Genomic DNA, 20,423 nt, shown 5'->3' with positions numbered 1-20,423 from the left:
GACTGGACCTGGCTGATGAAATTTGTATCCACCATCGTTGGATTTATTCTGTTTATCCTGTTTTTCGGTTTCGCCCTGAAAAACACGCAGGAAGTCGACCTGCATTTTTTCCTCAATTACGAACTGCGCGGCCCGCTGGTGCTGATGTTGCTGGGCTTTTTTGTGGCCGGCGCCGCCCTCGGCATCCTCGCCGTCACGCCCACCGTGTTCCGCCACCGGCGCGAAACCTCGAAGCACAAGAACACCATTGTCGCCCTGCAAACCGTGGCGCGCACCAATGTCGCCCAGCCGCAGCCGGACAGCGTCAGCACGCAGCAGTAAGCCGGTAGTCACCTCGCACTAACCCATCTGAAAAACCAACAAAAAGAACCGCATGGAATTTGAAATCTGGATGTTGCTTGGCATCCCACTATTTTTCGCCCTGGGATGGATCGCCGCACGCGTCGACATCAAGCAACTGCTCTCCGAATCGCGCACCTTGCCTCGCGGATATTTTCGCGGCCTGAACTTCCTGCTCAACGAGCAGCCCGACAAGGCCATCGACGCCTTCATCGACATCGTCAAGCTCGATCCCGAAACGGTCGAGATGCATTTCGCCCTCGGTAACCTGTTCCGCCGCCGCGGCGAGATCGAACGCGCCATCCGCGTCCACCAGAACCTGCTCTCGCGCCCCGACCTGCCGGCCGATGAAAAGGCCCACGGCCAGTACGAACTGGGCATGGATTACCTCAAGGCCGGCCTGCTCGACCGCGCCGAAGAAACCTTCAACCTGCTGCTCGACACGCCCTACGGCGCCCAGGCGCGCCGCGCCCTGCTCGAAATCTACCAGCGCGAAAAGGAATGGCCGCGCGCCATCGAAGCCGCGCTCGGCCTGCAAGAATCGGGCGCCGGCGCGCGCCAGAAGGAAATCGCCCAGTTCTACTGCGAGCTGGCCCAGGATGCGCTGGTCCACATGCACACCGACGATGCCCTGGCCCTGCTCGACAAAGCCCTGCACGCCGACCGCAAGAACGTGCGCGCCACGCTGTTGACCGGCGACGCCCAGCTGGTCAAGGACGATGTCGAAGGCGCGCTGGTGACCTGGCGCCGCGTCGAGCAGCAAAGCGTGCCGCATGTGGCCCTGGTCGCGCAGCGCTTGATGGACGGCTACCGCAAGGTCGGCCGCCCGCAGGAAGGCGTCAACCTGCTGCGCTCCTACCTGGCCGAAGCGTCCTCGATCGACCTGATCGAAGTGGTGTTCAAGGCCGTCATCGAGCTCGATGGGGTGGATGCGGCCAAGCAGCTGATGATCGATGAACTGCGCCGCAATCCGACCCTGCTCGGCCTCGACAAACTGCTCGAAGCGCGCCTGATGGACGCTCCCGCCGATGTGTGGGAAGAGCTGTCGATGGTGAAGAACCTGGTGCGCGGCTACACCCAGAAGCTGGCGCGCTACCAGTGCAGCCACTGCGGCTTCAAGGCGCGCCAGTTCTACTGGCAGTGCCCGGGATGCAGCCGCTGGGAGACCTACCCGCCGCGCCGCACCGAAGAACTCAATGTCATGAACTAGATCCGAACGATGACCAATCCCACCGCCACACCGGCGCGCCTGCTCAGCGCCGACAGCCATCCCTTCATTACCGCGCCCGACCTGGCCGCGGTGCGCATCCTGGTCGTCGGCGACGTGATGCTGGACCGTTACTGGTTCGGTGACGTCAGCCGCATCTCGCCCGAAGCGCCGGTGCCGATCGTGCGCATCGAAAAGCGCGAAGAACGCCTGGGCGGCGCCGCCAACGTGGCGCGCAATGCGGCCGCCCTCGGCGCGCGCTGCGGCTTGCTGGGCGTGGTCGGCGCCGACGAAGCCGGCGAGCAGGTGGCGCAGCTCCTGGCCGAGTCGCGCATCGAGAGCTTCCTGCAGCGCGACGCCGCTATTTCCACCATCATCAAGCTGCGCGTGATCGGGCGCCAGCAGCAGCTGCTGCGCATCGACTTCGAAGACGCCCCGACCGACACGGTCCTGCGCGACAAGCTCACCCAGTTCAACGCACTGCTGCCCGATTACGACGTGGTGATCCTGTCCGACTACAACAAGGGCAGCCTGGTGAACGTGGCGCACATGATCGAGGCGGGCCGCGCGGCCGGCAAGATCGTCATGGTCGATCCCAAGGGCGACGATTTTTCGCGCTACGCCGGGGCCACCGTGCTCACGCCGAACAAGTCCGAGTTCCGCCGCATCGTCGGCAGCTGGTCGAGCGAAGAACAGCTCACCGCCAAGGCCCAGGCCCTGCGCGCCGAGCTGCGCCTGGACGCGCTGCTGCTCACGCGTTCGGAAGAGGGCATGAGTTTGTATACGGATAGCGACGTACTGCACATGCACGCCGACGCGCGCGAAGTGTTCGACGTCTCCGGCGCCGGCGACACCGTGATTGCGACCATGGCCTCGATGCTCGGCGCCGGCATGCCGATGGCCGACGCCATCATGACCGCCAACCGCGCCGGCGGCATCGTCGTAGGCAAGCTCGGCACGGCGACGGTGACGCGCGAAGAACTGTTCGGCGTGTAGAACAGCAGAGTCTGCCTACACGATTGGCGTTTTGCTGTTCTGATAACGCTCAATCGGAGCGGTCAACATTGTGCCGGGTCATCCGTTGATTTGATGGGGCCGCAATCGCGTCCCCATCATCTCAAGGAGAAACAACATGATCCGACAATTGATGCTGGCAGTTGCCACCCTGGTGGCCACGATGAGCCTGGCGTTTGCCCAGGTCGACGTGAACAAGGCCGACGCAGCCGCACTCGACGGGGTAAAAGGCATCGGCCCCTCCACCTCCAAGCTGATCCTGGAAGAACGCACCAAGGGCGGCGAGTTCAAGGACTGGGCCGACTTTTCCAAGCGCGTCAAGGGCGTGGGCGACAAACGCGCGGTCAAGCTGTCGCAGGCGGGCTTGCAGGTAGCGGGCAAGCCGTTCGATGGCGCCGCTGCGGCACCATCTGCGGCTGGTAAAGCCGCGCCCGCCGCGGCCGCCAAACCGGCCCCGGCCGCCAAGCCGGCGGCGGCCCCCGCCAAAATGTAAACGCCGTGCATCTTGCCCAAAAGCCCGCCGCCAACGCCGCGGGTTTTTTTCATGGGCACGCAGCTTGCGTGAGTAAAGTTTTTTCGCTGTATGGACGCACTGGTGCGCGCCGGGTCGTGAGAAGATAACGGCGCTCATTTAACTGTCGCCGTCGCGAAGGACCCCTCATGGCATCTGTTCCGTTCACCCAATCCCTGCTGGCCGCCCTGATCGCCGCCGCTGCTTCCAGTGCCGGCGCAGCCGCTCCCGCCGCGCCGACCGCTCCCGACCTTGCGCGCCACCAGGCCCAGGTCGACAAGATCGTCGGCGACATTTCGCCGCAGCGCATCGAAGCGCATGTGCGCAAACTGGTCGGCTTCAAGACGCGCCATACGATGTCCGATACGGTGTCGGAGACGGTCGGCATCGGCGCCGCGCGGCGCTGGATCAGGATGGAGCTGGAACGCTGCGGCGCGGCCGCCGGCGGTCGCCTGCAAGTGAGTTTCGACAGCCATGTCACGCCGGTGTCGGCGCGCATTTCGCGCCCGACCGAGATTGTCAACGTGGTGGCGACCCTGCCCGGCACGCAGGCCGCGTCGAAAGACCGCATCTACGTCGTCAGCGGCCATTACGACTCGCGCAATACCGACATCATGGATGCCACGGGCGACGCGCCCGGCGCCAACGACGACGCTTCCGGCACCGCCGCGGTGATGGAAATGGCCTGCGTCATGGCGCGCCACCAGTTCGACGCCACCATCGTCTTCATGGCGGTGGCGGCCGAGGAGCAGGGCTTGCTGGGCGCGGCGCATTGGGCCGAACAGGCCCGGCTCAAGAACCTGAACCTGCAGGGCATGTTCACCAACGATATCATCGGCAGCTCGCGCGCCGAGGACGGCCGCGTCGACGACAGGCAGGTGCGCCTGTTCGCCGAATCGATCCCGGCGACCAGGGAGAACAGCGAAGGCAATCGCGCCCTCTTGGCGACTGGCGGCGAGAACGATTCGACCTCGCGCCAGCTGGCGCGCCATGTGAAGGAAATGGGGGAGCGCTACGTGCCCGGTTTTACGGTCAATGTGATCCAGCGGCGCGACCGTTATCTGCGTGGGGGCGACCATATGCCCTTCCTCGAGCGCGGCTTTGCGGCGCTGCGCTTCACCGAGCCGAACGAAGACTTCGCGCACCAGCACCAGAACGTGCGCAAGGAAGGGGCGATGCAATATGGCGACCTGCCCGAGTTCAACGACTACAATTACATCGCGAAAGTGGCGCGGGTGAACGCGGCGGCGCTGGCCACCTTGTCGCTGGCCCCGGCCGCGCCGCAGAAGGTGCAGATGCGCACCGCCAAGCTGGAAAACGATTCGTCGCTGGTGTGGCAGGCCAATGGCGAGCCTGACCTGGCCGGTTACCGCATTGTCTGGCGCGAGACCACGGCGGCGCAGTGGCAGGGGGCTTTGTTCGTCGGGAATGTGACCGAGGCGACCGTCAAGCTGTCGAAGGATAATTACTTCTTCGGCGTGCAGGCGATGGACAAGGATGGCAATGTGAGCGTGGCGACGTCTCCGACGCCGCTCAGATAATAACCGTCGTTCCCGCCTGCGCGGGAACGATAGCGCTTACTTCACCGCCAGATACGCATGCAGCTGCGCCACCACCGCCGCGCCTTCGCCCACGGCCGCCGCCACCCGCTTGGTCGACCCGGCCCGCACATCCCCGATCGCAAACACCCCCGGCACCGTGGTTTCCAGCTGCCCGTGCAGCGAGCCGTCCGGGTTGAGCATCTGCCCGGTCACCCGGCAGCGCGCCATCATCACATCGGTCCCGGTCATCACGAACCCGCCCTTGTCGACCTGTACGCCGCAGTCGGCCAGCCAGCCCGAATTCGGATCGGCCCCGACGAACAGGAACACACTGCGCACCGCGTGGCTTTGTTCCGCCTCGTCGCCATGCTGCCAGCGCACGCCGCCCAGGCGCTGGCCGTCGCCTTCGAGCCTGGTCAACTTGGTATGCGTGTGCAGCACGATGTTGGGCGTGGCCGCAATCCGCTCGATCAGGTAGCTCGACATGCTCGCCGCCAGCCCGGACCCGCGAATGAGCATGTGCACCGTCTTCGCATGGCTTGACAGGAACACCGCCGCCTGGCCGGCCGAGTTGCCGCCGCCGACCAGCACCACGTCCTCGCCCCGGCACTGGCGTCCTTCCAGCGGCGAGGCCCAGTAATACACGCCGCAGCCTTCGTACGTGGCCAGGTCGGCCAGGTCCGGCTTGCGGTAGCGCGCCCCGCAGGCCAGCACCACCGCGCGCGCCTGCACCTGAGCGCCATCGGCCAGCGACAGGCGCAGCGGATACTGGTCGCACAGCAGCTTGTCGGCGGCCGCCGGAATGGCCACCTGCGCGCCGAATTTTTGCGATTGCACGAAGGCGCGCCCGGCCAGCGCGCGGCCCGAAATCCCGGTCGGGAAACCGAGATAGTTTTCGATGCGCGCACTGGCGCCGGCCTGCCCGCCGAAGGCGCGGTTTTCCACCACCAGCACCGACAAGCCTTCCGAGGCCGCATACACCGCCGTGGCCAGACCCGACGGTCCTGCGCCGACCACCAGCACGTCGTAGACCTTGTCCGGATCGAGGTCGGGCAGCATGCCCAGGCAGTATCCCAGTTCGGCCAGGCTGGGATTCTTCTTGACCACGCCGTCCGGGCACACCACCAGCGGCAGTTCGTGCGGGCCGGGCTGGTACATGCGGACCAGCGCTTCGGCGTTGGCACTGGTGGCCGGGTCGAGCACCATGTGCGGATGGCCGTTACTGGTCAGGAAGGTCTGCAGGCGGAACAGGTCGGCGCTGCCGGGCGGGCCGACCAGCACCGGGGCGCTGGTGCCGGCCTCGATCAGCCCCACCCGCCGCAGTATGAGTGCGCGCATGATGCGCTCGCCCAGCTCGGCCTCGGCCACCACCAGCGCGCGCAGCGCTTCCGGCGTGATGGTCAAGGCTTCGACCGCGCCGGCCGCGTGCGCGCTCACCAGCGCCGGGCTGCCCGACAACTGGCCCACGTCGGCCGTGAAGTGGCCCGGCCCGTGTTCGACAATCGTGTGGCTGTTGCCCATGCCGTCGCACTGGCTGATGCGCACCTGGCCCGACAGCACGATCATCATGCCCGGATTGCCGCCGCCGGCTTCGAAAATGGCTTGCCCGTCGTCCCAGTGCCCTTCCTTGCCGAAGCGGCGCAGGCGCGCGATTTCGGCGTGCGTGAGGACCGGGAACATCTGGTCGCGGCGCGTTTCGTATTTGCTCAGCGAGCTTTGGGCGCGCTCCTGGATGCTGTTGTCGGGAATGAAGTCGGGTGCGGGCAGGGTGCTCATGGGCGATCGGGCTCCGGGAGGATAGTCATCCCTCAGTCTAGCAGCTAGCAGCGCCAAACTACAGCAAGCTGACCCGTCTCATACGGACAAGGGCGCCGTGGATTAGAATGATGTTTTGTCGAACCGCAAAGAGTAACCCATGCCTTACATGACCATCGAAGATACGATCGGCAATACCCCGCTGGTGCGCCTGGTGCGCCTGCCGGGCGCCGACGCGGCCGCGCGCAACAACATCATCCTCGGCAAAATGGAAGGCGACAATCCGGCCGGTTCGGTCAAGGACCGCGCCGCCATGTCGATGCTGCGCCGAGCCGAAGAACGCGGCCAGATCAAGCCGGGCGATACCCTGATCGAGGCGACCAGCGGCAACACCGGCATCGCGCTGGCGATGGCGGCGGCGATCCGCGGCTACAAGATGCTGCTGCTGATGCCCGAGTACCTGTCGATCGAGCGGCGCCAGAGCATGGCCGCGTATGGCGCCCAGATCATCCTCACGCCCAAGACCGGCGGCATGGAATACGCGCGCGACATGGCTGAGCAGTTGCAGCGCGACGGCAAGGGCATCATCCTCGACCAGTTCGGCAATCCCGACAATCCGCGCGCCCACTACGAGTCGACCGGCCCCGAGATCTGGCGCGACACCAATGGCGGCATCACGCACTTCGTCAGCGCCATGGGCACCACCGGCACCATCATGGGCGTGTCGCAGTATCTCAAGGAGCAGAACGAGGCGATCCAGATCATCGGCGCCCAGCCCGAAGACGGCTCGCAGATTCCGGGCATCCGCAAGTGGCCCGAAGCCTATCTGCCCAAAATCTTCGACAAGGCGCGGGTCGACCAGGTCGAGAGCGTGAGCCAGGCCGCCGCCGAGCAGATGGCGCGCCGCATGGCGGCCGAAGAGGGCATCTTCTGCGGCATCTCGGCCGCCGGCGCCTGCGAGATCGCGCTGCGCATCTCGCAGACGGTGGAAAACGCCACCATCGTCTTCATCGTGTGCGACCGCGGCGACCGCTACCTGTCGACTGGCGTGTTCCCGGCATAAGCGGCAAGGGGCCGCAGACGGCTAGCAGCGGCCCCACAAAAACAAACGCCTTCCACCATGAACGAGTCTGACCCGTTCATGGTGGAAGGCGTTTTTTGTGCTTCCCGCGCGCCGCCCCCCACAGGGCAGGGCACGGGCTTGTCCGGCAGCGCCTTGCGGCGCGCAGACCTACGCGGTCCGACCGATCCCGCTATTACGCTGGATCGCCTTCTTTTGGCTTGAACTGCTTGTCGCTGATGCGGAACTTGTTGCGGCGGTCGCCCATCAAGTAGCGCAGGTCGCGGATCGACAGGTCGCTCACTTCGTGCATGCGGATCAGCAGGGAGGCGCCGACCGGCAGGCGGTGATGGCGGATCTTCGAGATCACTGGCGGCGCCACTTCCAGCGCGCGCGACAGGGCTGCATCGTTCTTGAGACGCAGATTTTCAATCAGCGTGTCAAGTAGACGATTTGGGTTGTATTGCAGCAGATCATCGGAGTCCGAATCGCTGTTCATATCAATGCCGACTTGGTTTGTCATGATGTCAATAATTCCTATTGTGAGTGGTGCTGCTAAGTCAAACACGCGGAGCTCTCGCTGCTGGTCTACCACCGTCGAAGTGCGCTTGCGAATTTATCTTGGGTAACACTTTTTAAAAAATATACACAATTGTACAACGTTTTGTAATCTAATACCGATAAGCAATAACAGATTACAAAATGATGTCGGTTGTGTTGTCTGATCGCAACATAGCCGCATTGCAATTCTCTCACAAAATCACCGAAAAACTAATTGTTTTCCCAGAAAACTTAAGTGTAAGACAATTTAGATGCATCCGCCGCACAATTCTAAACAGAACTGGCTTATTAGCAACATGTTTCTGAGTATATTAACGCAATAGGCATTTCTATGAGGCACGACTGGATAGTCGGGGAGACACGCCCGACTCGCCCGGGCGGGGCGTGGCGTCAAAAATCGGGCAACAAAAAATGCTCCAGTCGTTACATTCTTTTACAAAGTTTCCGCTGAAGCAAGAGGCTGACCGCTCCGGTTGAGACGAATGGCGCGCCCCAATTCGATCACCGACATGGCGTAGAAGTAAGAACGGTTGTATTGCGTAATAGCGAAAAAATTATCGGTGGCGATGCGGTACTCGGTCGTATCGGCACCGTTGGGCAGGTCGATCAGGCCGAAACGCTGGTTCGCAGGCAACACCGCGCTGGTGCTGACCCCACTCGCGCGCAATTCCTCGGCGCCGAACTTGGCCGCCAGGCCCTGGTTGAGGAACCTCTCCCAGGTACGGTCGTCGGACACGCCGGCCGGATACACGAGCGGCCCGGCCTGCTTCGCCTGCCAGCCGTGCTGGACCAGGAAGCTGGCCACGCTGCCGATCGCGTCCACCGCCGAGCCGCGCAGGTCGATGCTGCCATTGTTGTCGTAGTCGACCCCGTAGGCCAGCACGCTGCCCGGCATGAACTGCGGCATGCCGATGGCGCCGGCAAAGGACCCAAGCATCGACAGCGGGTCGATATTCGACTTGCGCGCCAGTACCAGCGCGTTTTCCAGTTCGCCCCGGAAGAAGGCCATGCGCGCGGCCCGGTTGGGCGCCTCGGGGTAGGCGAAGGCCAGGGTGGCGAGCACGTCGAGCACGCGGAAGCGCCCGGTCTGGCGTCCGTAGATGGTTTCCACGCCGATGATGCCGACGATGATTTCGGCCGGCACGCCATACTCTGCCTGGGCGCGCGCCAGCACGGCGGCGTGCTGGTTCCAGAACGCCACGCCAGCCCGGATGCGGATTGGCTCGATCGTCACCCGGCTGTAATTCTGCCAGTTCTTGGGCTTGCCCTTGGGCGCCGGCTTGACCAGCTGGACCGCCGTGTCGATGTAGCGGATCTGGGCGATCAGCTTATCGAGCTCGGCGCGCGGAAAGCCGTGCCGCAACGCCACTTCGTCGGCGAAGGCATTGACCGCTTCCGACTCGCTGAACACGACGGCGTCGCCGGCCTGGGCAGCCGTGCCCGCAGCCGCTGCCGCAGCCGCAGGGACGGCCACGGCGGCGGCCTTGCGCGCCGGCTTGGCCTTGGCGTGCGCAGTTTTCTTGCCGGGTTTTTTGGCAGGCGCAGCCTGGCTCAGGGGACTTGCCGACACGGCAAGTGCCAGCAAGATAGATGTCAATTTCATTAAATGTTGTTCAGCAAACTTTTCAAGGTGGAAGCGAGCCCGGGAGCGGGCGGCCGGGCACTGTATTTGTGGGCGCTGTAGAGGGCCAGGAAGCGCCTGGCGGCGGCGATCTTGTCCTGCGCCAGCGTGCCTTGCGCCAGCCTGGCGGCGTAGGCGTTGGGGCCCTCGTCGGCGGTGCGCGCCATGCCAAGCTGGCTCATCCTTCGACACAGGGCCGAGTATAGCGCATCGACCGGGTCCGTCCCGCGCCGCAACCGTACGGCGCGCCACAGCAGCAACAGCGCGCCGATGGCGGCCAGGATGGCCAGGGTGCGCCAGTGCGCCAGGCTCAGCTTGAGGCTGTCGAGCAAACCGCTCTGGCGGTCCGGCGTGTAGTTGAGCACCCACTGGTTCCAGCCATTGTTGATCGCGTCGTAGCGAAAGCGCAACTGTTCGAGCAGCGCGTTGCGCTCGCCGCTCAAGCCGAGCAGCCCGCCCAGGCCGGCAAAGGCGGGCGGATTTTGCGCCAGCGCGCTCGACAGGCCGCGCTGCACCCGTTCCGGCGCCACGGCGGCGGTGGGGTCGACCCGCACCCAGCCGCGCCCGGCGATCCAGACTTCGGCCCAGGCGTGCGCTTCCGACTGGCGCACCGCCAGAAAGCCGTCGATGGGATTGAATTCGCCGCCCTGGTAGCCCATCACCACGCGCGCCGGTACGCCGGCGGCGCGCATCAGCACCACGAAGGCGCTGGCGTAGTGTTCACAAAAGCCGGAACGGGTCTTGAACAAGAAGTCGTCGACCGAGTTACGGCCCAATAGCGGCGGCTGCAGCGTGTACGAAAACGGCTGCTCGGTAAACATCGTCAATACCGAGCGCACGCGCTGCTCCGGATCGCGCATCGTCTGGCCGATGGCCGCGCCGGCCTGCAGCGCCTGCGGATTGAAGCCGTCGGGCAGGTCCAGCCAGCGCCAGCGCTCCGCCAGTTCGGGGGTGGCGCCAAGGCTGTAGTCGATATGCGAACTCATGTCGTAGCGCACGCGCTTGTCGAGCGCGTAACTGGCGGACAGTTCCAGCTCGTCAGAGACGCGCGCCGTATTGTCTTCCAGGTCCGGCAGGCGGTCGGGCAGGTCGAGCGCGAACAGCCAGTTGTTGGATGATGGTTCCAGGGTCAGCTGATAGCGGATCGCCGGCCCGCGCACGTGCATCGAAATCTGTCCGGCCGCGCCGCGCGGCGCACGCCGCACCTTGGTCCAGGTGCGCCCGTCGAACTCGCCCAGCACCACGCCGCGCCAGTACAGCTGCGCCTTCGATGGCGGCGGATCGAGAAAGCGCACCTGGAACACCGGATCGTCCGACTGCGCCAGGTTCGACATATTCCCCGGCGCCATGCTGTTCGACAGGCCCATGCGCCCGCCCTGGGCGTCGCTCGGCATGCCCCACAGCGGTCCCTGGATGCGCGGGAACAGCACGAACAGCACGATCGCCAGCGGCGCGGCCATCAGGAACACGCGCGCGCCCATCCACAGGCGCCGGCCCAGCGGCGGCACCGCGCCGGTGAACTGGAACGACAACTGCGCGGTCAACAGCGCAATGATCGAGGCGATCATCATCAGGGCCGTGAAAATGCTCTGCGAGTAGAAGAAATTGGTGAGCACCAGGAAGAACGACAGGAAGATCACCACGAACAGGTCGCGCCGGGCGTGCATCTCCAGCATTTTAAAGGCCACCAGCAGCACCAGCATGGCCACCCCGGCATCGCGCCCGAACAGGGTCTTGTAGCTCATGAACACGCCCGCCATGGCCGCCATCGACATGGGCAGCAGCAGCAGGGCCGAGGGCATGCGCGTGCCGCGCAAGGTGGCCACGGCGCGCCACAGCAGGGTCAGGCCGCACAGGGCCGACACCCACAGCGGCAGGTGGCCGGCGTGGGGTGCCAGCACCATCAGGGCCGCCGCCAGCAGCAGCAGGGTGTCGGCCTTGTCGCGCGGGAGCTGGGCCAGCAGGCGTGCGAACCCCGGGCCACGGCTGGCGGAGACGGCGCCGCGTTTGGCGGCGGCCTTCACGCGCCTTCTCCCAGTCCGTGCAGGGCCAGCGCGCGCAGGCAGGCCGCCTGGTGCGCCTCGCCGCTGGACGCCTCGAAATCGATGGCGCCGATGCGGAACGCGTAGGGCAGGGTGCGCTGCTCGGCCTCGAGCACCCAGCGCGTCATGCGCGACAGGCGCAGTTCCAGGTTCATGAAGGTGGGCATGGCATTGAAGTCGAGTACCAGCTCGTCGATCGCGCCGCCTTCGAAATGCTTGGTCACCAGCTGGCCGCCGTCGGCCGGGTCGAGCCGCGCGATCTGGCGCCACGCCATGTGGCGCATCGGGTCGCCCGGCTGGTAGCTGCGGATGCCGGCGAAGTCGTCGTGGCCGGCGTGGCCGTGGCCATCGGCGCTCTCGACGCCCGACATCGGCAGCGGCGGCGCGTCTTCTTCGGGGAAGGGATAGACCAGCGCCGACAGGTCCGGCTGCCAGTAGCTCCAGGCGCGCAGCAGCCCGAGCGGAAAACGGGTCGACAGGCGGATGCGCGGCGCCGCCAGCCAGCCGCGTTCGAGGCTCGGCGCCGACAAGGTCACCGCGCTGCTGGCGCCGGCCGCCGCATCAAGCACGTGGCGCGCTTGCCCGGCTTCGATGAAGTCGATCCACAGCGCATACCGGTCCAGCCTGGTGCGGTTGACCACGTGCAGTTCGAACTGCGCTACTTCGCCGGCGAACACCGGCTGCGCGCGGCCCGGACGCAGGTGCAGGTGCGCCAGGTTTTTATAGGTCAGGACGATATCGACGATGGCGCAGGTGCCCATGGTGAAGGTCAGCGCAAAACCGAGCCCGAGCGAGTAGTTGATCGACCCGATCAGCAAGGTCAATATGAGCGCGGCGAAGCCCATGCCGGCCCCGCTGGGCAGGATGAACACGCGGCGCTGGGCCAGGTAGGTTTCGCCGGGATCGACCCCGCGCTTCTGGAACAGCCAGGTGTCGGCCCTGGCGCGCACTGCGGCGGGAATGAATCGGCTCAGGAAGGCGGAGTCGGACATGCCTGCTTACACCGGCACGGATTTCTGCAGTTGCAGGACCAGGTCGCGGCTGGCCAGCGCCACCCCGTGCGCCGACTTCAAGGGACGCAGGCGGTGCGCGCACACCGGCACCAGCACCGCTTGGATATCTTCCGGCACCACGTGGTCGCGCCCTTCCATGGCGGCCCAGGCGCGCGCGGCCTGCAGCAGCGCGATCGAGGCGCGCGGCGACAAACCCTCGGCGAACATGCCATTCTGGCGCGAGGCCTGCGCCAGCGCCTGTACGTAGTCGATCAGCGAGGCCGAGGTGTGGATTTCGCGCAGCGCCTTTTGCGCCACCGTCAGTTCGGCAGGCTGCATGGCCGCCGGCAGCGTCTTGAGCATGCTGCGGCGGTCCTCACCCATCAGCAGCGCGCGTTCGGCGGCGGCGTCGGGGTAGCCGAGCGAGAGGCACATCAGAAAGCGGTCCAGCTGCGATTCGGGCAGGGCAAAGGTGCCCACCTGGTGCAGCGGATTTTGGGTGGCGATGACGAAAAACGGGGCCGGCAGGGCGCGCGTGACGCCGTCGGCAGTCACCTGGCGCTCTTCCATCGCTTCGAGCAGCCCCGATTGGGTTTTCGGCGTGGCGCGGTTGATTTCGTCGGCCAGCAGCACTTGCGTGAAGATCGGCCCCGGATGGAATACGAAGCCGTTCTTTTCGCGTTCGTACACTGAAATGCCGGCCACGTCGGCCGGCAGCAGGTCGCTGGTGAACTGCACGCGGTTGAACTTGAGGCCCAGCGAAATCGCCAGCGCGTGCGCCAGGGTGGTCTTGCCGACGCCCGGCACGTCTTCGATCAGCAGGTGGCCATTGGCCAGCAGGCAGGTGAGCGCCTGGCGCACCTGCAAATCCTTGCCGACGACAATCTGGCTGACCTGGCGGGCGACGGCGTGCATCTTTTTGAACATGGCGTTGATCTTTACAGTGTGCGGTGGGTGGTCGTGCGCACCGGCGTGGGGCACGGCATGGTAGATTAGCGCCTTCGGCACCACTACTGCGTCATCACGACCCGTTTCTCCAAGATTCTATGCGAGAACGGGGTTTCCGGTGCAACATTGATGACGCCGCTAATGAAATCACGCACATGAGCACAGCCATTTACAGCCACCCCGATTGCAGCCGCCACGACATGGGCGAATGGCATCCGGAGTCGCCCGCGCGCCTGCAGGCGATCGAAGACCAATTGATCCTGGCCCGCATCGATGGCCTGGTCGAACGGCGCGAGGCGCCGCTGGCCGAAATTCCCGCCATCGGCCGCAACCACACCTTAGAGGCGATCGCGCTGGTGCGCGACAATACGCCCACCGTGGAAGGCGAGACCTATCCGCTTGATGCCGATACCACGCTCTGTTCGCACAGCTACCAGGCCGCGCTGCGCGCCGCCGGCGCCGCGCTGGCCGCCACCGACGCCGTCATCGCCGGCAGCATCGCCAACGCCTTCTGCGCGACCCGCCCGCCCGGCCACCACGCGCTGCCCGGCGAGCCGATGGGTTTTTGCCTGTTCAACAACGTGGCCATCGCCGCGCGCCACGCGCTCGAGTCGCACGGGCTGGCTCGGGTGGCGATCATCGACTTCGATGTCCATCACGGTAACGGCACCGCCGAATCGTTTCGCGACGATCCGCGCGTGCTGATGGCCAGCTTCTTCCAGCATCCGTTTTATCCGTACACCGAACCGGAGCCGCAAACGGCCACCTGCGTCAACATTCCGGTGCCTGCGCGCAGCGGCGGCGATGTGGTGCGCAAACTGGTCACCGAACACTGGCTGCCGGCGCTGCACGACTTCAAGCCCGAGATGATCTTCATTTCGGCCGGCTTCGACGCCCACCGCGAAGACGATGTGGGCGGCATGGGCCTGGTCGAAGCCGACTATGCCTGGATCACGCGCGAAGTGATGACCGTGGCGCGTCTGTATGCGCGGGGGCGCATCGTCAGCTGCCTGGAAGGCGGCTACAACCTGTCGGCGCTGGGGCGCAGCGTGGCGGCGCACATCAAGGTATTGGCCGAGCTGGAGTAGGCGGCGTTCGTCCGTTTTTTCGGCGCACCGGGCCGGCCCCGGTAAAATAGCGCCTTAAACGAGAATTCCGAAAGCACAGCATGTCGATACAATGGTACCCGGGCCACATGAACGCCGCCCGCAAGAAGGCGGCCGAACAGATGGAGAACACCGATCTGGTGATCGAGGTGCTCGATGCGCGCCTTCCCGAGGCGAGCTGCAACCCCATGGTCGAGGAACTGCGCCTGTTCCGCCAGCGCCCCTGCCTCAAGATCCTCAACAAGGTCGACCTGGCCGATCCGGCCGCCACCGCCGCCTGGAGCGCCTACTACAACGCCCAGGAAGGCGTGACCGCCTACGCCATGACCACCAAGAAGCCGGGCGACGTCGCGAAAATTCCGGACCTGTGCCAGTCGCTGGCGCCGCACCGCGGCGTGCCGACCAAGCCGCTGCGCATCATGATCATGGGGATTCCCAACGTCGGCAAGTCGACGCTCATGAACGCGCTGCTGAAAAAGAAGGTGGCCAAGGTGGGCGACGAGCCGGCCGTGACCAAGATGCAGCAAAAGCTTTACCTCGGCAAGAACATCATCCTGGTCGACACCCCCGGCATGCTGTGGCCGAAGATCGCGCTCGCCAGCGATGGCCTGATGCTCGCCGCCAGCCATGCGATCGGCTCGAACGCCCTGATCGAAGATGAAGTGGCGGTGTTTTTGGCCGACGAACTGCTGGCGCGCTACCCGGCGCTGCTCACGGCGCGCTACGGCTTCAAGACCGAAGGCATGGACGGCATCGCCGTGGTCGAAGGCGTGGCGGCGCGGCGCGGCTACCGGCAGAAGGGCGGCGACCTCGATTTTGAAAAAGCCTCGCACATCTTCCTGCAGGATTACCGCACCGGCGCGCTCGGCCGCATCAGTCTCGAAACGCCGGAAACGCGCGCCCTGCGCATGGCCCAGCACGAGGCCGAAATGGCCGCCAAGGCCGCCAAGGCAGCGGCGATTGCCGCCGAAAAAGCCGCCAATTCGGCGCGCGGCAAGCGCGGGACCTGAGTTCCACGCCGCAGTTCCCAGGCCCGATCTGTGCGCCCGCCTGAAGGTTTTTCAACAGCGCTGGACGGCGTCTCGGGATATTGACGGTATATTATCTTTGTATTTACTTCGTGTTTGAGGAAATAAATAATCCAAGGCTGATGGTGGTTATGTACTTACATCGCCGTTTATATCGCGAATAATATCGCTTTCGCGACGCCGGTGTAATCTGGATGAAATACCAATTGTTGCTCTGAATGCTATACTGCGCTTCATAATTTTATTGGAGCCTGTATGAATCAAGCACGTCCACCGATTGCTTATACCGATACCAAATCATATGGCTACTGGGCCATTGTGATGGGCGTGGCGGTGGCGGTGATCGGCATTTTCTCGCTCGTCAAACAGGTCAGCACGGGCCTGGGCGCCTTCATGGCGTTTTGCGCCGTGTATATGTTTGCGACGGTGTTTTTTCATTTAACGATGAATGGCAAGCGCACCGTGATCACGGTCAGCGACGACGGCGTCGCCTATGAAGGCGGCCTGTTCGTGCCGTTCAGCGATGTCGATAAAATCTCCGCAGGCAATCCATTCCCAACCATTCCCGGCGATATTCTCAATATCGTACTGCATCTGAAACCGGAAGCACCGGTAAAACAGGCTGGGCGCGGATGGAAAGCCGTCTTTTTCCTGACCTATGTCGGCGGGAATATCAGCATGATCGGCAAAAAGAAAATGATCAGCTTCATGACACCGGGACTGCGCCCCGTCAACGGCGAAAAAATGGATCAGGATGACATCCTGGAAGACCTCTACGAACGCTTCGACGACTACCAGAACCGCTGAACCGGCGCCCGTTTTCAACCCGGCCTGACTCGGCCTGGCCGGGCCGGTGGCGCGGTTACGCCGCCACCGGCTCGCCGAAGCGAAAACTCGACACCGCCAGGTGCCCGAAAAATTCGTCTTCGTGATACACGCAGGCCGCATTCTCCCCTTCGGCCGCGCCGAGTGCCACCATCAGCGGCATCAGGTGTTCTTCGCGCGGATGGGCATTGCGCGCATAGGGCGCCTGGCCCCAATGCAGCAGGGCGGTGGTACGTTCCGACGGCGGCAGCTTGAGAACCATCTGCAGCCAGTCGTCGAACTGGTGCGACGCCAGCCTGCCTTCGGGGCCAAACTGGCGCAGGTTATGGTAGCTCAGGCCACTGCCGATAATGAGCACGCCCTCGTCGCGCAGCGGCGCCAGCGCGCGCCCGATCTTCACATGGGTGAGCGGATCGAAGCCGTGTTTGAGCGAGAGCTGCACCACCGGCACGTCCGCCTCCGGATAGACGGGATAGAGCATCGAAAACGTGCCGTGGTCAAAACCGCGCTGTCCATCGAGCGAGACCTCATGTCCGGCGGTGGCCAGCAGATCGGCGGCGCGCTGGGCCAGCTGGGGCGATCCTGGCGCCGGATATTTTACCTGGTAGGTATGCGCCGGAAAACCGCCGTAATCGTAGATCATCGGCGGCTGCGCGCTCGATGAGAGCATCAGCTCCTGTTCTTCCCAGTGACCTGAAATGACCAGCACCGCAGCCGGTTTGACGTTCCCGATCTGGCGCCGGATGTCGACCAGCGACGCTTCCAGCACGGCGTAGGTGTCGCCGTATTGTTCCTTCATGAACGGCCACGGACCGCCGCCGTGCGAGACGAAATAGGTTGGAAGTCGGGTGTTCATATTGGTATCGGAAGTTGGGTTATAGCCGATATATGAGGATGCGACGGTCGTTTTTCAACTTGTTATACCGGACGAGGTTCAGTCCTTTAAAACGCGCAGGCCAGCAGGCCGGAAATCATGCTTGGCAGCGGGGACGCCGCAGAGCCAGTTCTAGCCCCATCCCTGCGAATCGCCAAAAGCGGAGCGATATTCAGACTTTATATCGCAATTTTCATCCCTAAAAAATTAATTTCTGAAAAATAAATTTTTCTTGGGGGAAAGGTGATAAATTATGCAATTGCTTACTGTAAGTAGGCCACCGATAGAAGGGGACATTTCGTGACTGCAGTATCTCCCGCCGCGCTTTCCAGCGCCGAGCCGCCCCCCTTTCCGGCGCTGCCCCGCGCGACCTGTTAGCCCTACTCATCGCGCTTTGCGCGCTGGCGCGTTTCCATCAGATTGCGGCAGACCCGGCCAGTGTCACTCACCAGTTGGGTATCTTCAGCACGGCCGGTCTTCTGCGTGCTGCCAAGCTGATCGGATTAAAAGCGAAGTTGTCGATGACGAGTAGCGACCTCCTTGCGCTGGCGCTGATGCGTTCCGGGCAGGGCGAGCCGCGCGTGATCGTCCTGGCGCAATCTGATGGGAAACGGGTACCTACAAGGAATTCGACGGCAACAATGGCGGCCGCCAGACCAGCGTGCCGGTGGAAACGTTCGCCGCCGAGCGGACTGGTGAACCGGTCTTGATGGCCAGCCATTGGAGGCTGATGTTGGTTTAAAAGTGTGTAACAACTTGCAGGAATTTGAAGGGTGATCTAGTTATGGGATTATTAATTTTGGCATTGCTGCTGATCTGGCTCGGTGTGCTCTGGTGCGTGGTGAAAGGCGTCACTTGGCGGAACGATCATCCCTACAAAGGGTTAATTTCGGCGATTGCCATTGTGGTTGCCTATCCGCTGCCGGTCGCGGATGAAATCGTTGGGGCGATACAGTTCAGAAATTTATGCAAGCAACAGGTGATCTATAAGGATCCGGACATGGAGAAAAAACGAGGCGCGGTTCTAAAATTCGTTGACCATGAAGAAAAGAAAGTTGACGGAAAGGTACTGCCCATTACAAGCGAACTTTGGGAATTTATTAACGAAAGCGATCAATCAGTGATGATCAAGTATGTGGTATTCGACACACCTGGAGGATTTTTGGTCAGAAATTTTTACATACAGGAGGGAAAAGGCCCGTTCCTATTTGCCGGTTCATGCCAGCCGAAAGAATTTCCTATGCTTGTTAGTGACTTCAAAGTTATAGAGTAATTGATGGCACCGGTCCAGTGACCAGGGCAGGAGAGTTTGCGTGAGCGTTAACGGTTCTGAGCAAGGCTAGTCGTCGGATCATCCATGATGAATTCTAAAAATATTATAGATGCAATTTTATCTGATGCTCCATGCTTACAAAGTTCATGGATGGGTTGGAAGGTGCAAACTTGGAGGCAGCGTTGAGCTTTCGAATTACTCCGGTTTTGGCAACGTATATGCCGAGAAAGAATTTAGAGCGGCCAGCCACTTTCAAGCGGGTGATGGAAAGCTTTCGACGCAACGATCTGGAAATCGACCGCGATAAAAAGATTTTTTTTCCGCAAGGAACAAAAGGGCTGGGCGATATCATTGCCGATGCTTCGTTAATGGTTCTGCGTGTGAAAAGTCATCGGATCGATCAGTCTTGGGAGTGCCGGTTTGGAAAGGCGTGATTATTTACCCCAATAAGCGAAGTACTTGGTAATGGGATTTTTCTATTTGGAACTGCTGCTGGGCTGGTTCCTTGTACTTTTTCTCGTGGAAAAATGTATCACGTGGTTAATCGATGTCCAGCATAAAAAATTAGCTATAGCGGTCATAACCAAGTTCGGATTGCCGCTGCCGTTGGCTGATGAAATTATTGGTTCCATGTAATTCAACGAGTTGTGCAAATATCAAGTTATCTATGATGTCGCGACGGGTCCTTGTGGCGACTGCGTTTGAGACGAGTGTTGGCTGAAAATCTGTCGTAATCGCAGGTTATTTGAAGGGATGATGCAGTTATGGGGTTATATATTTTAGCGTTGATGCTGATATGGTTCGGTGTTCTCTGCTGGGCGGCAAAAGGTATCACACGGGGGGCGATACGCGGTACCGGATGATAATTTCGACGACTATTATCGTCCTTGTCTACCCGCTGCCAGTCGCAGATGAAATCATTGGAGCGATACAGTTCAAAATATTGTGCAAGCAACAGGTTATCTATAAGGATCCCGACATGGAGAGCAAAAAAGGGGCGCATCTCAAAGTTGTTATTCATGAGAGAAAGCGAATTAGCGACAAAGCGGTGCCGATGACGAGCACTATTTTTGAATTTATTAACCAAAGAGATAAATCAGTGTTGATCAAGTATGTAGTATTCGACACGGATGGAGGATTTTTGGCTAGGAATTTTTACCTCCAAGAGGGCGGAGGCGCGTTGCTATTTGACAGTACTTGCTACCCGGCTGAATATTCGACGCTTTATAGAAAATTTGAAGTTATTAATTGAAGCAAGGCACCGTCAACCTACATTTAACGAACAGTCGACCAATCCCATCGACAATCACTCCATGTGCAAACTCACCGATACGATGAACTTGGCTGACGTCATGGGGCGGCTTGACGAAACGTTCGATATCGCCGATTTGAATGCGCTGATTTACCATGGCAATCTGGTGCTCTCGAAAGCCGCACTCGGGACGGGTGTTGCTGCCGCGCCGATTGCACAGTTAAGCGGCAAAGTGAGCATCACGGTTTCGACGGGCTCCGTTCCTGCCTGCAGCGATGAGCTCCATTATTTACCCTACCTGATCGCACTGAAGTATCTGTTGCCGATTCAAATTACGCCAGACAATCTGGATATGCTTGCTATTATTGCTGCTAAGCACGTAGAGCTAAAAGAAAAATTGCAAGTGCTCAGTCGGGTTTCGAGCAGAACGAGCGAACAGGCGCATTAAATTTCAGCGACTTGTATCTTTCCAGC

21 protein-coding genes are annotated in these 20,423 nt (G+C 62.2%); 13 read left to right on the top strand and 8 right to left on the bottom strand.

The features are described from left to right. Positions 1-15: 15 nt before the first annotated feature. The 5 genes from F1609_RS13315 (at position 16) to F1609_RS13295 (ending at position 4,612) form a co-directional block, all read left to right on the top strand. On the top strand, positions 16-321 hold the full coding sequence (locus F1609_RS13315; RefSeq protein WP_126075989.1) for a LapA family protein: 306 nt from the start codon (positions 16-18) through the stop codon (positions 319-321). A gap of 52 nt (positions 322-373) precedes the next feature. Beyond that, positions 374-1,549, top strand: a complete 1,176-nt coding sequence (lapB, locus tag F1609_RS13310; RefSeq protein ID WP_167076903.1) for a lipopolysaccharide assembly protein LapB — start codon at positions 374-376, stop codon at positions 1,547-1,549. Positions 1,550-1,558: 9 nt separating this feature from the next. Next, positions 1,559-2,542 carry a D-glycero-beta-D-manno-heptose-7-phosphate kinase gene (gene rfaE1 / locus F1609_RS13305; protein WP_167076902.1) on the top strand — a complete coding sequence of 328 codons (984 nt, stop codon included), beginning with the start codon at positions 1,559-1,561 and terminating at the stop codon, positions 2,540-2,542. 136 nt (positions 2,543-2,678) lie between these two features. Next, positions 2,679-3,053 (top strand): ComEA family DNA-binding protein, encoded by a 375-nt coding sequence (locus F1609_RS13300; protein WP_167076901.1) that lies wholly within the window; start codon positions 2,679-2,681, stop codon positions 3,051-3,053. Positions 3,054-3,220: 167 nt separating this feature from the next. Then, positions 3,221-4,612, top strand: a complete 1,392-nt coding sequence (locus tag F1609_RS13295; RefSeq protein ID WP_167076900.1) for a M20/M25/M40 family metallo-hydrolase — start codon at positions 3,221-3,223, stop codon at positions 4,610-4,612. Positions 4,613-4,648: 36 nt separating this feature from the next. Here the strand turns inward: F1609_RS13295 and F1609_RS13290 are convergent, their stop codons facing one another. Continuing rightward, entirely contained in the window at positions 4,649-6,388 is a 1,740-nt protein-coding gene (locus tag F1609_RS13290) for an FAD-dependent oxidoreductase (RefSeq protein ID WP_167076899.1), read from the bottom strand. A 139-nt stretch (positions 6,389-6,527) separates the two neighbouring features. Between F1609_RS13290 and cysM the strand changes: the two genes are divergently transcribed. Next, positions 6,528-7,430, top strand: a complete 903-nt coding sequence (gene cysM / locus F1609_RS13285; RefSeq protein ID WP_167076898.1) for a cysteine synthase CysM — start codon at positions 6,528-6,530, stop codon at positions 7,428-7,430. Positions 7,431-7,623: 193 nt separating this feature from the next. Here cysM and F1609_RS13280 read toward each other — a convergent pair whose 3' ends face one another. The 5 genes from F1609_RS13280 to F1609_RS13260 all read right to left on the bottom strand — a co-directional run bounded on the left by F1609_RS13280 (position 7,624) and on the right by F1609_RS13260 (position 13,570). Then, the gene (locus tag F1609_RS13280; RefSeq protein WP_054266941.1) at positions 7,624-7,950 is read right to left on the bottom strand and encodes a hypothetical protein; all 327 of its coding nucleotides are present in this window, start codon (positions 7,948-7,950) and stop codon (positions 7,624-7,626) included. Positions 7,951-8,421: 471 nt separating this feature from the next. After that, positions 8,422-9,591 carry a lytic murein transglycosylase B gene (gene mltB / locus F1609_RS13275; RefSeq protein ID WP_167076897.1) on the bottom strand — a complete coding sequence of 390 codons (1,170 nt, stop codon included), beginning with the start codon at positions 9,589-9,591 and terminating at the stop codon, positions 8,422-8,424. Continuing rightward, entirely contained in the window at positions 9,591-11,633 is a 2,043-nt protein-coding gene (locus tag F1609_RS13270) for a transglutaminase TgpA family protein (RefSeq protein ID WP_370661625.1), read from the bottom strand. Before F1609_RS13270 ends, mltB begins: the two co-directional genes overlap by 1 nt. Continuing rightward, positions 11,630-12,643, bottom strand: a complete 1,014-nt coding sequence (locus F1609_RS13265; RefSeq protein WP_167076896.1) for a DUF58 domain-containing protein — start codon at positions 12,641-12,643, stop codon at positions 11,630-11,632. Before F1609_RS13265 ends, F1609_RS13270 begins: the two co-directional genes overlap by 4 nt. A gap of 6 nt (positions 12,644-12,649) precedes the next feature. Then, a complete protein-coding gene (locus F1609_RS13260; RefSeq protein ID WP_166873963.1) occupies positions 12,650-13,570 on the bottom strand; it encodes an AAA family ATPase in 921 nt (306 codons plus the stop codon). 176 nt (positions 13,571-13,746) lie between these two features. Between F1609_RS13260 and F1609_RS13255 the strand changes: the two genes are divergently transcribed. The 3 genes from F1609_RS13255 to F1609_RS13245 all read left to right on the top strand — a co-directional run bounded on the left by F1609_RS13255 (position 13,747) and on the right by F1609_RS13245 (position 16,532). Then, on the top strand, positions 13,747-14,679 hold the full coding sequence (locus tag F1609_RS13255; RefSeq protein ID WP_167076895.1) for a histone deacetylase family protein: 933 nt from the start codon (positions 13,747-13,749) through the stop codon (positions 14,677-14,679). 80 nt (positions 14,680-14,759) lie between these two features. Next, complete coding sequence (ylqF, locus tag F1609_RS13250; RefSeq protein ID WP_167076894.1) at positions 14,760-15,707, top strand: ribosome biogenesis GTPase YlqF; 948 nt, start codon at positions 14,760-14,762, stop codon at positions 15,705-15,707. 273 nt (positions 15,708-15,980) lie between these two features. Further along, positions 15,981-16,532, top strand: coding sequence for a hypothetical protein (locus F1609_RS13245; RefSeq protein WP_167076893.1), 552 nt, complete (start codon positions 15,981-15,983; stop codon positions 16,530-16,532). Between the two features lie 55 nt (positions 16,533-16,587). Here the strand turns inward: F1609_RS13245 and F1609_RS13240 are convergent, their stop codons facing one another. Both F1609_RS13240 and F1609_RS13235 read right to left on the bottom strand, forming a co-directional pair. Continuing rightward, entirely contained in the window at positions 16,588-17,406 is an 819-nt protein-coding gene (locus F1609_RS13240) for a DODA-type extradiol aromatic ring-opening family dioxygenase (protein ID WP_167076892.1), read from the bottom strand. A gap of 463 nt (positions 17,407-17,869) precedes the next feature. Then, the gene (locus F1609_RS13235) at positions 17,870-18,145 is read right to left on the bottom strand and encodes a hypothetical protein (protein ID WP_167076891.1); all 276 of its coding nucleotides are present in this window, start codon (positions 18,143-18,145) and stop codon (positions 17,870-17,872) included. 63 nt (positions 18,146-18,208) lie between these two features. Here F1609_RS13235 and F1609_RS13230 point away from each other — a divergent pair, with 63 nt between their 5' ends. The 4 genes from F1609_RS13230 (at position 18,209) to F1609_RS13215 (ending at position 20,397) form a co-directional block, all read left to right on the top strand. Next, on the top strand, positions 18,209-18,697 hold the full coding sequence (locus F1609_RS13230) for a hypothetical protein (RefSeq protein ID WP_167076890.1): 489 nt from the start codon (positions 18,209-18,211) through the stop codon (positions 18,695-18,697). A gap of 131 nt (positions 18,698-18,828) precedes the next feature. Next, positions 18,829-19,131, top strand: a complete 303-nt coding sequence (locus F1609_RS13225; protein ID WP_167076889.1) for a hypothetical protein — start codon at positions 18,829-18,831, stop codon at positions 19,129-19,131. Positions 19,132-19,676: 545 nt separating this feature from the next. Continuing rightward, complete coding sequence (locus tag F1609_RS13220) at positions 19,677-19,949, top strand: hypothetical protein (protein WP_167076888.1); 273 nt, start codon at positions 19,677-19,679, stop codon at positions 19,947-19,949. Beyond that, a complete protein-coding gene (locus tag F1609_RS13215; protein WP_167076887.1) occupies positions 19,933-20,397 on the top strand; it encodes a hypothetical protein in 465 nt (154 codons plus the stop codon). The genes F1609_RS13220 and F1609_RS13215 overlap by 17 nt, the downstream gene beginning before the upstream one ends. The last annotated feature ends 26 nt before the right edge of the window (positions 20,398-20,423 follow it).

It is taken from the genome of Massilia aquatica (genome assembly GCF_011682045.1).
GTDB classification, from domain to species: domain Bacteria; phylum Pseudomonadota; class Gammaproteobacteria; order Burkholderiales; family Burkholderiaceae_D; genus Telluria_A; species Telluria_A aquatica.
Note: the sequence above shows the minus strand (reverse complement) of the source record. Positions and strands in the feature narration are given on the sequence as shown.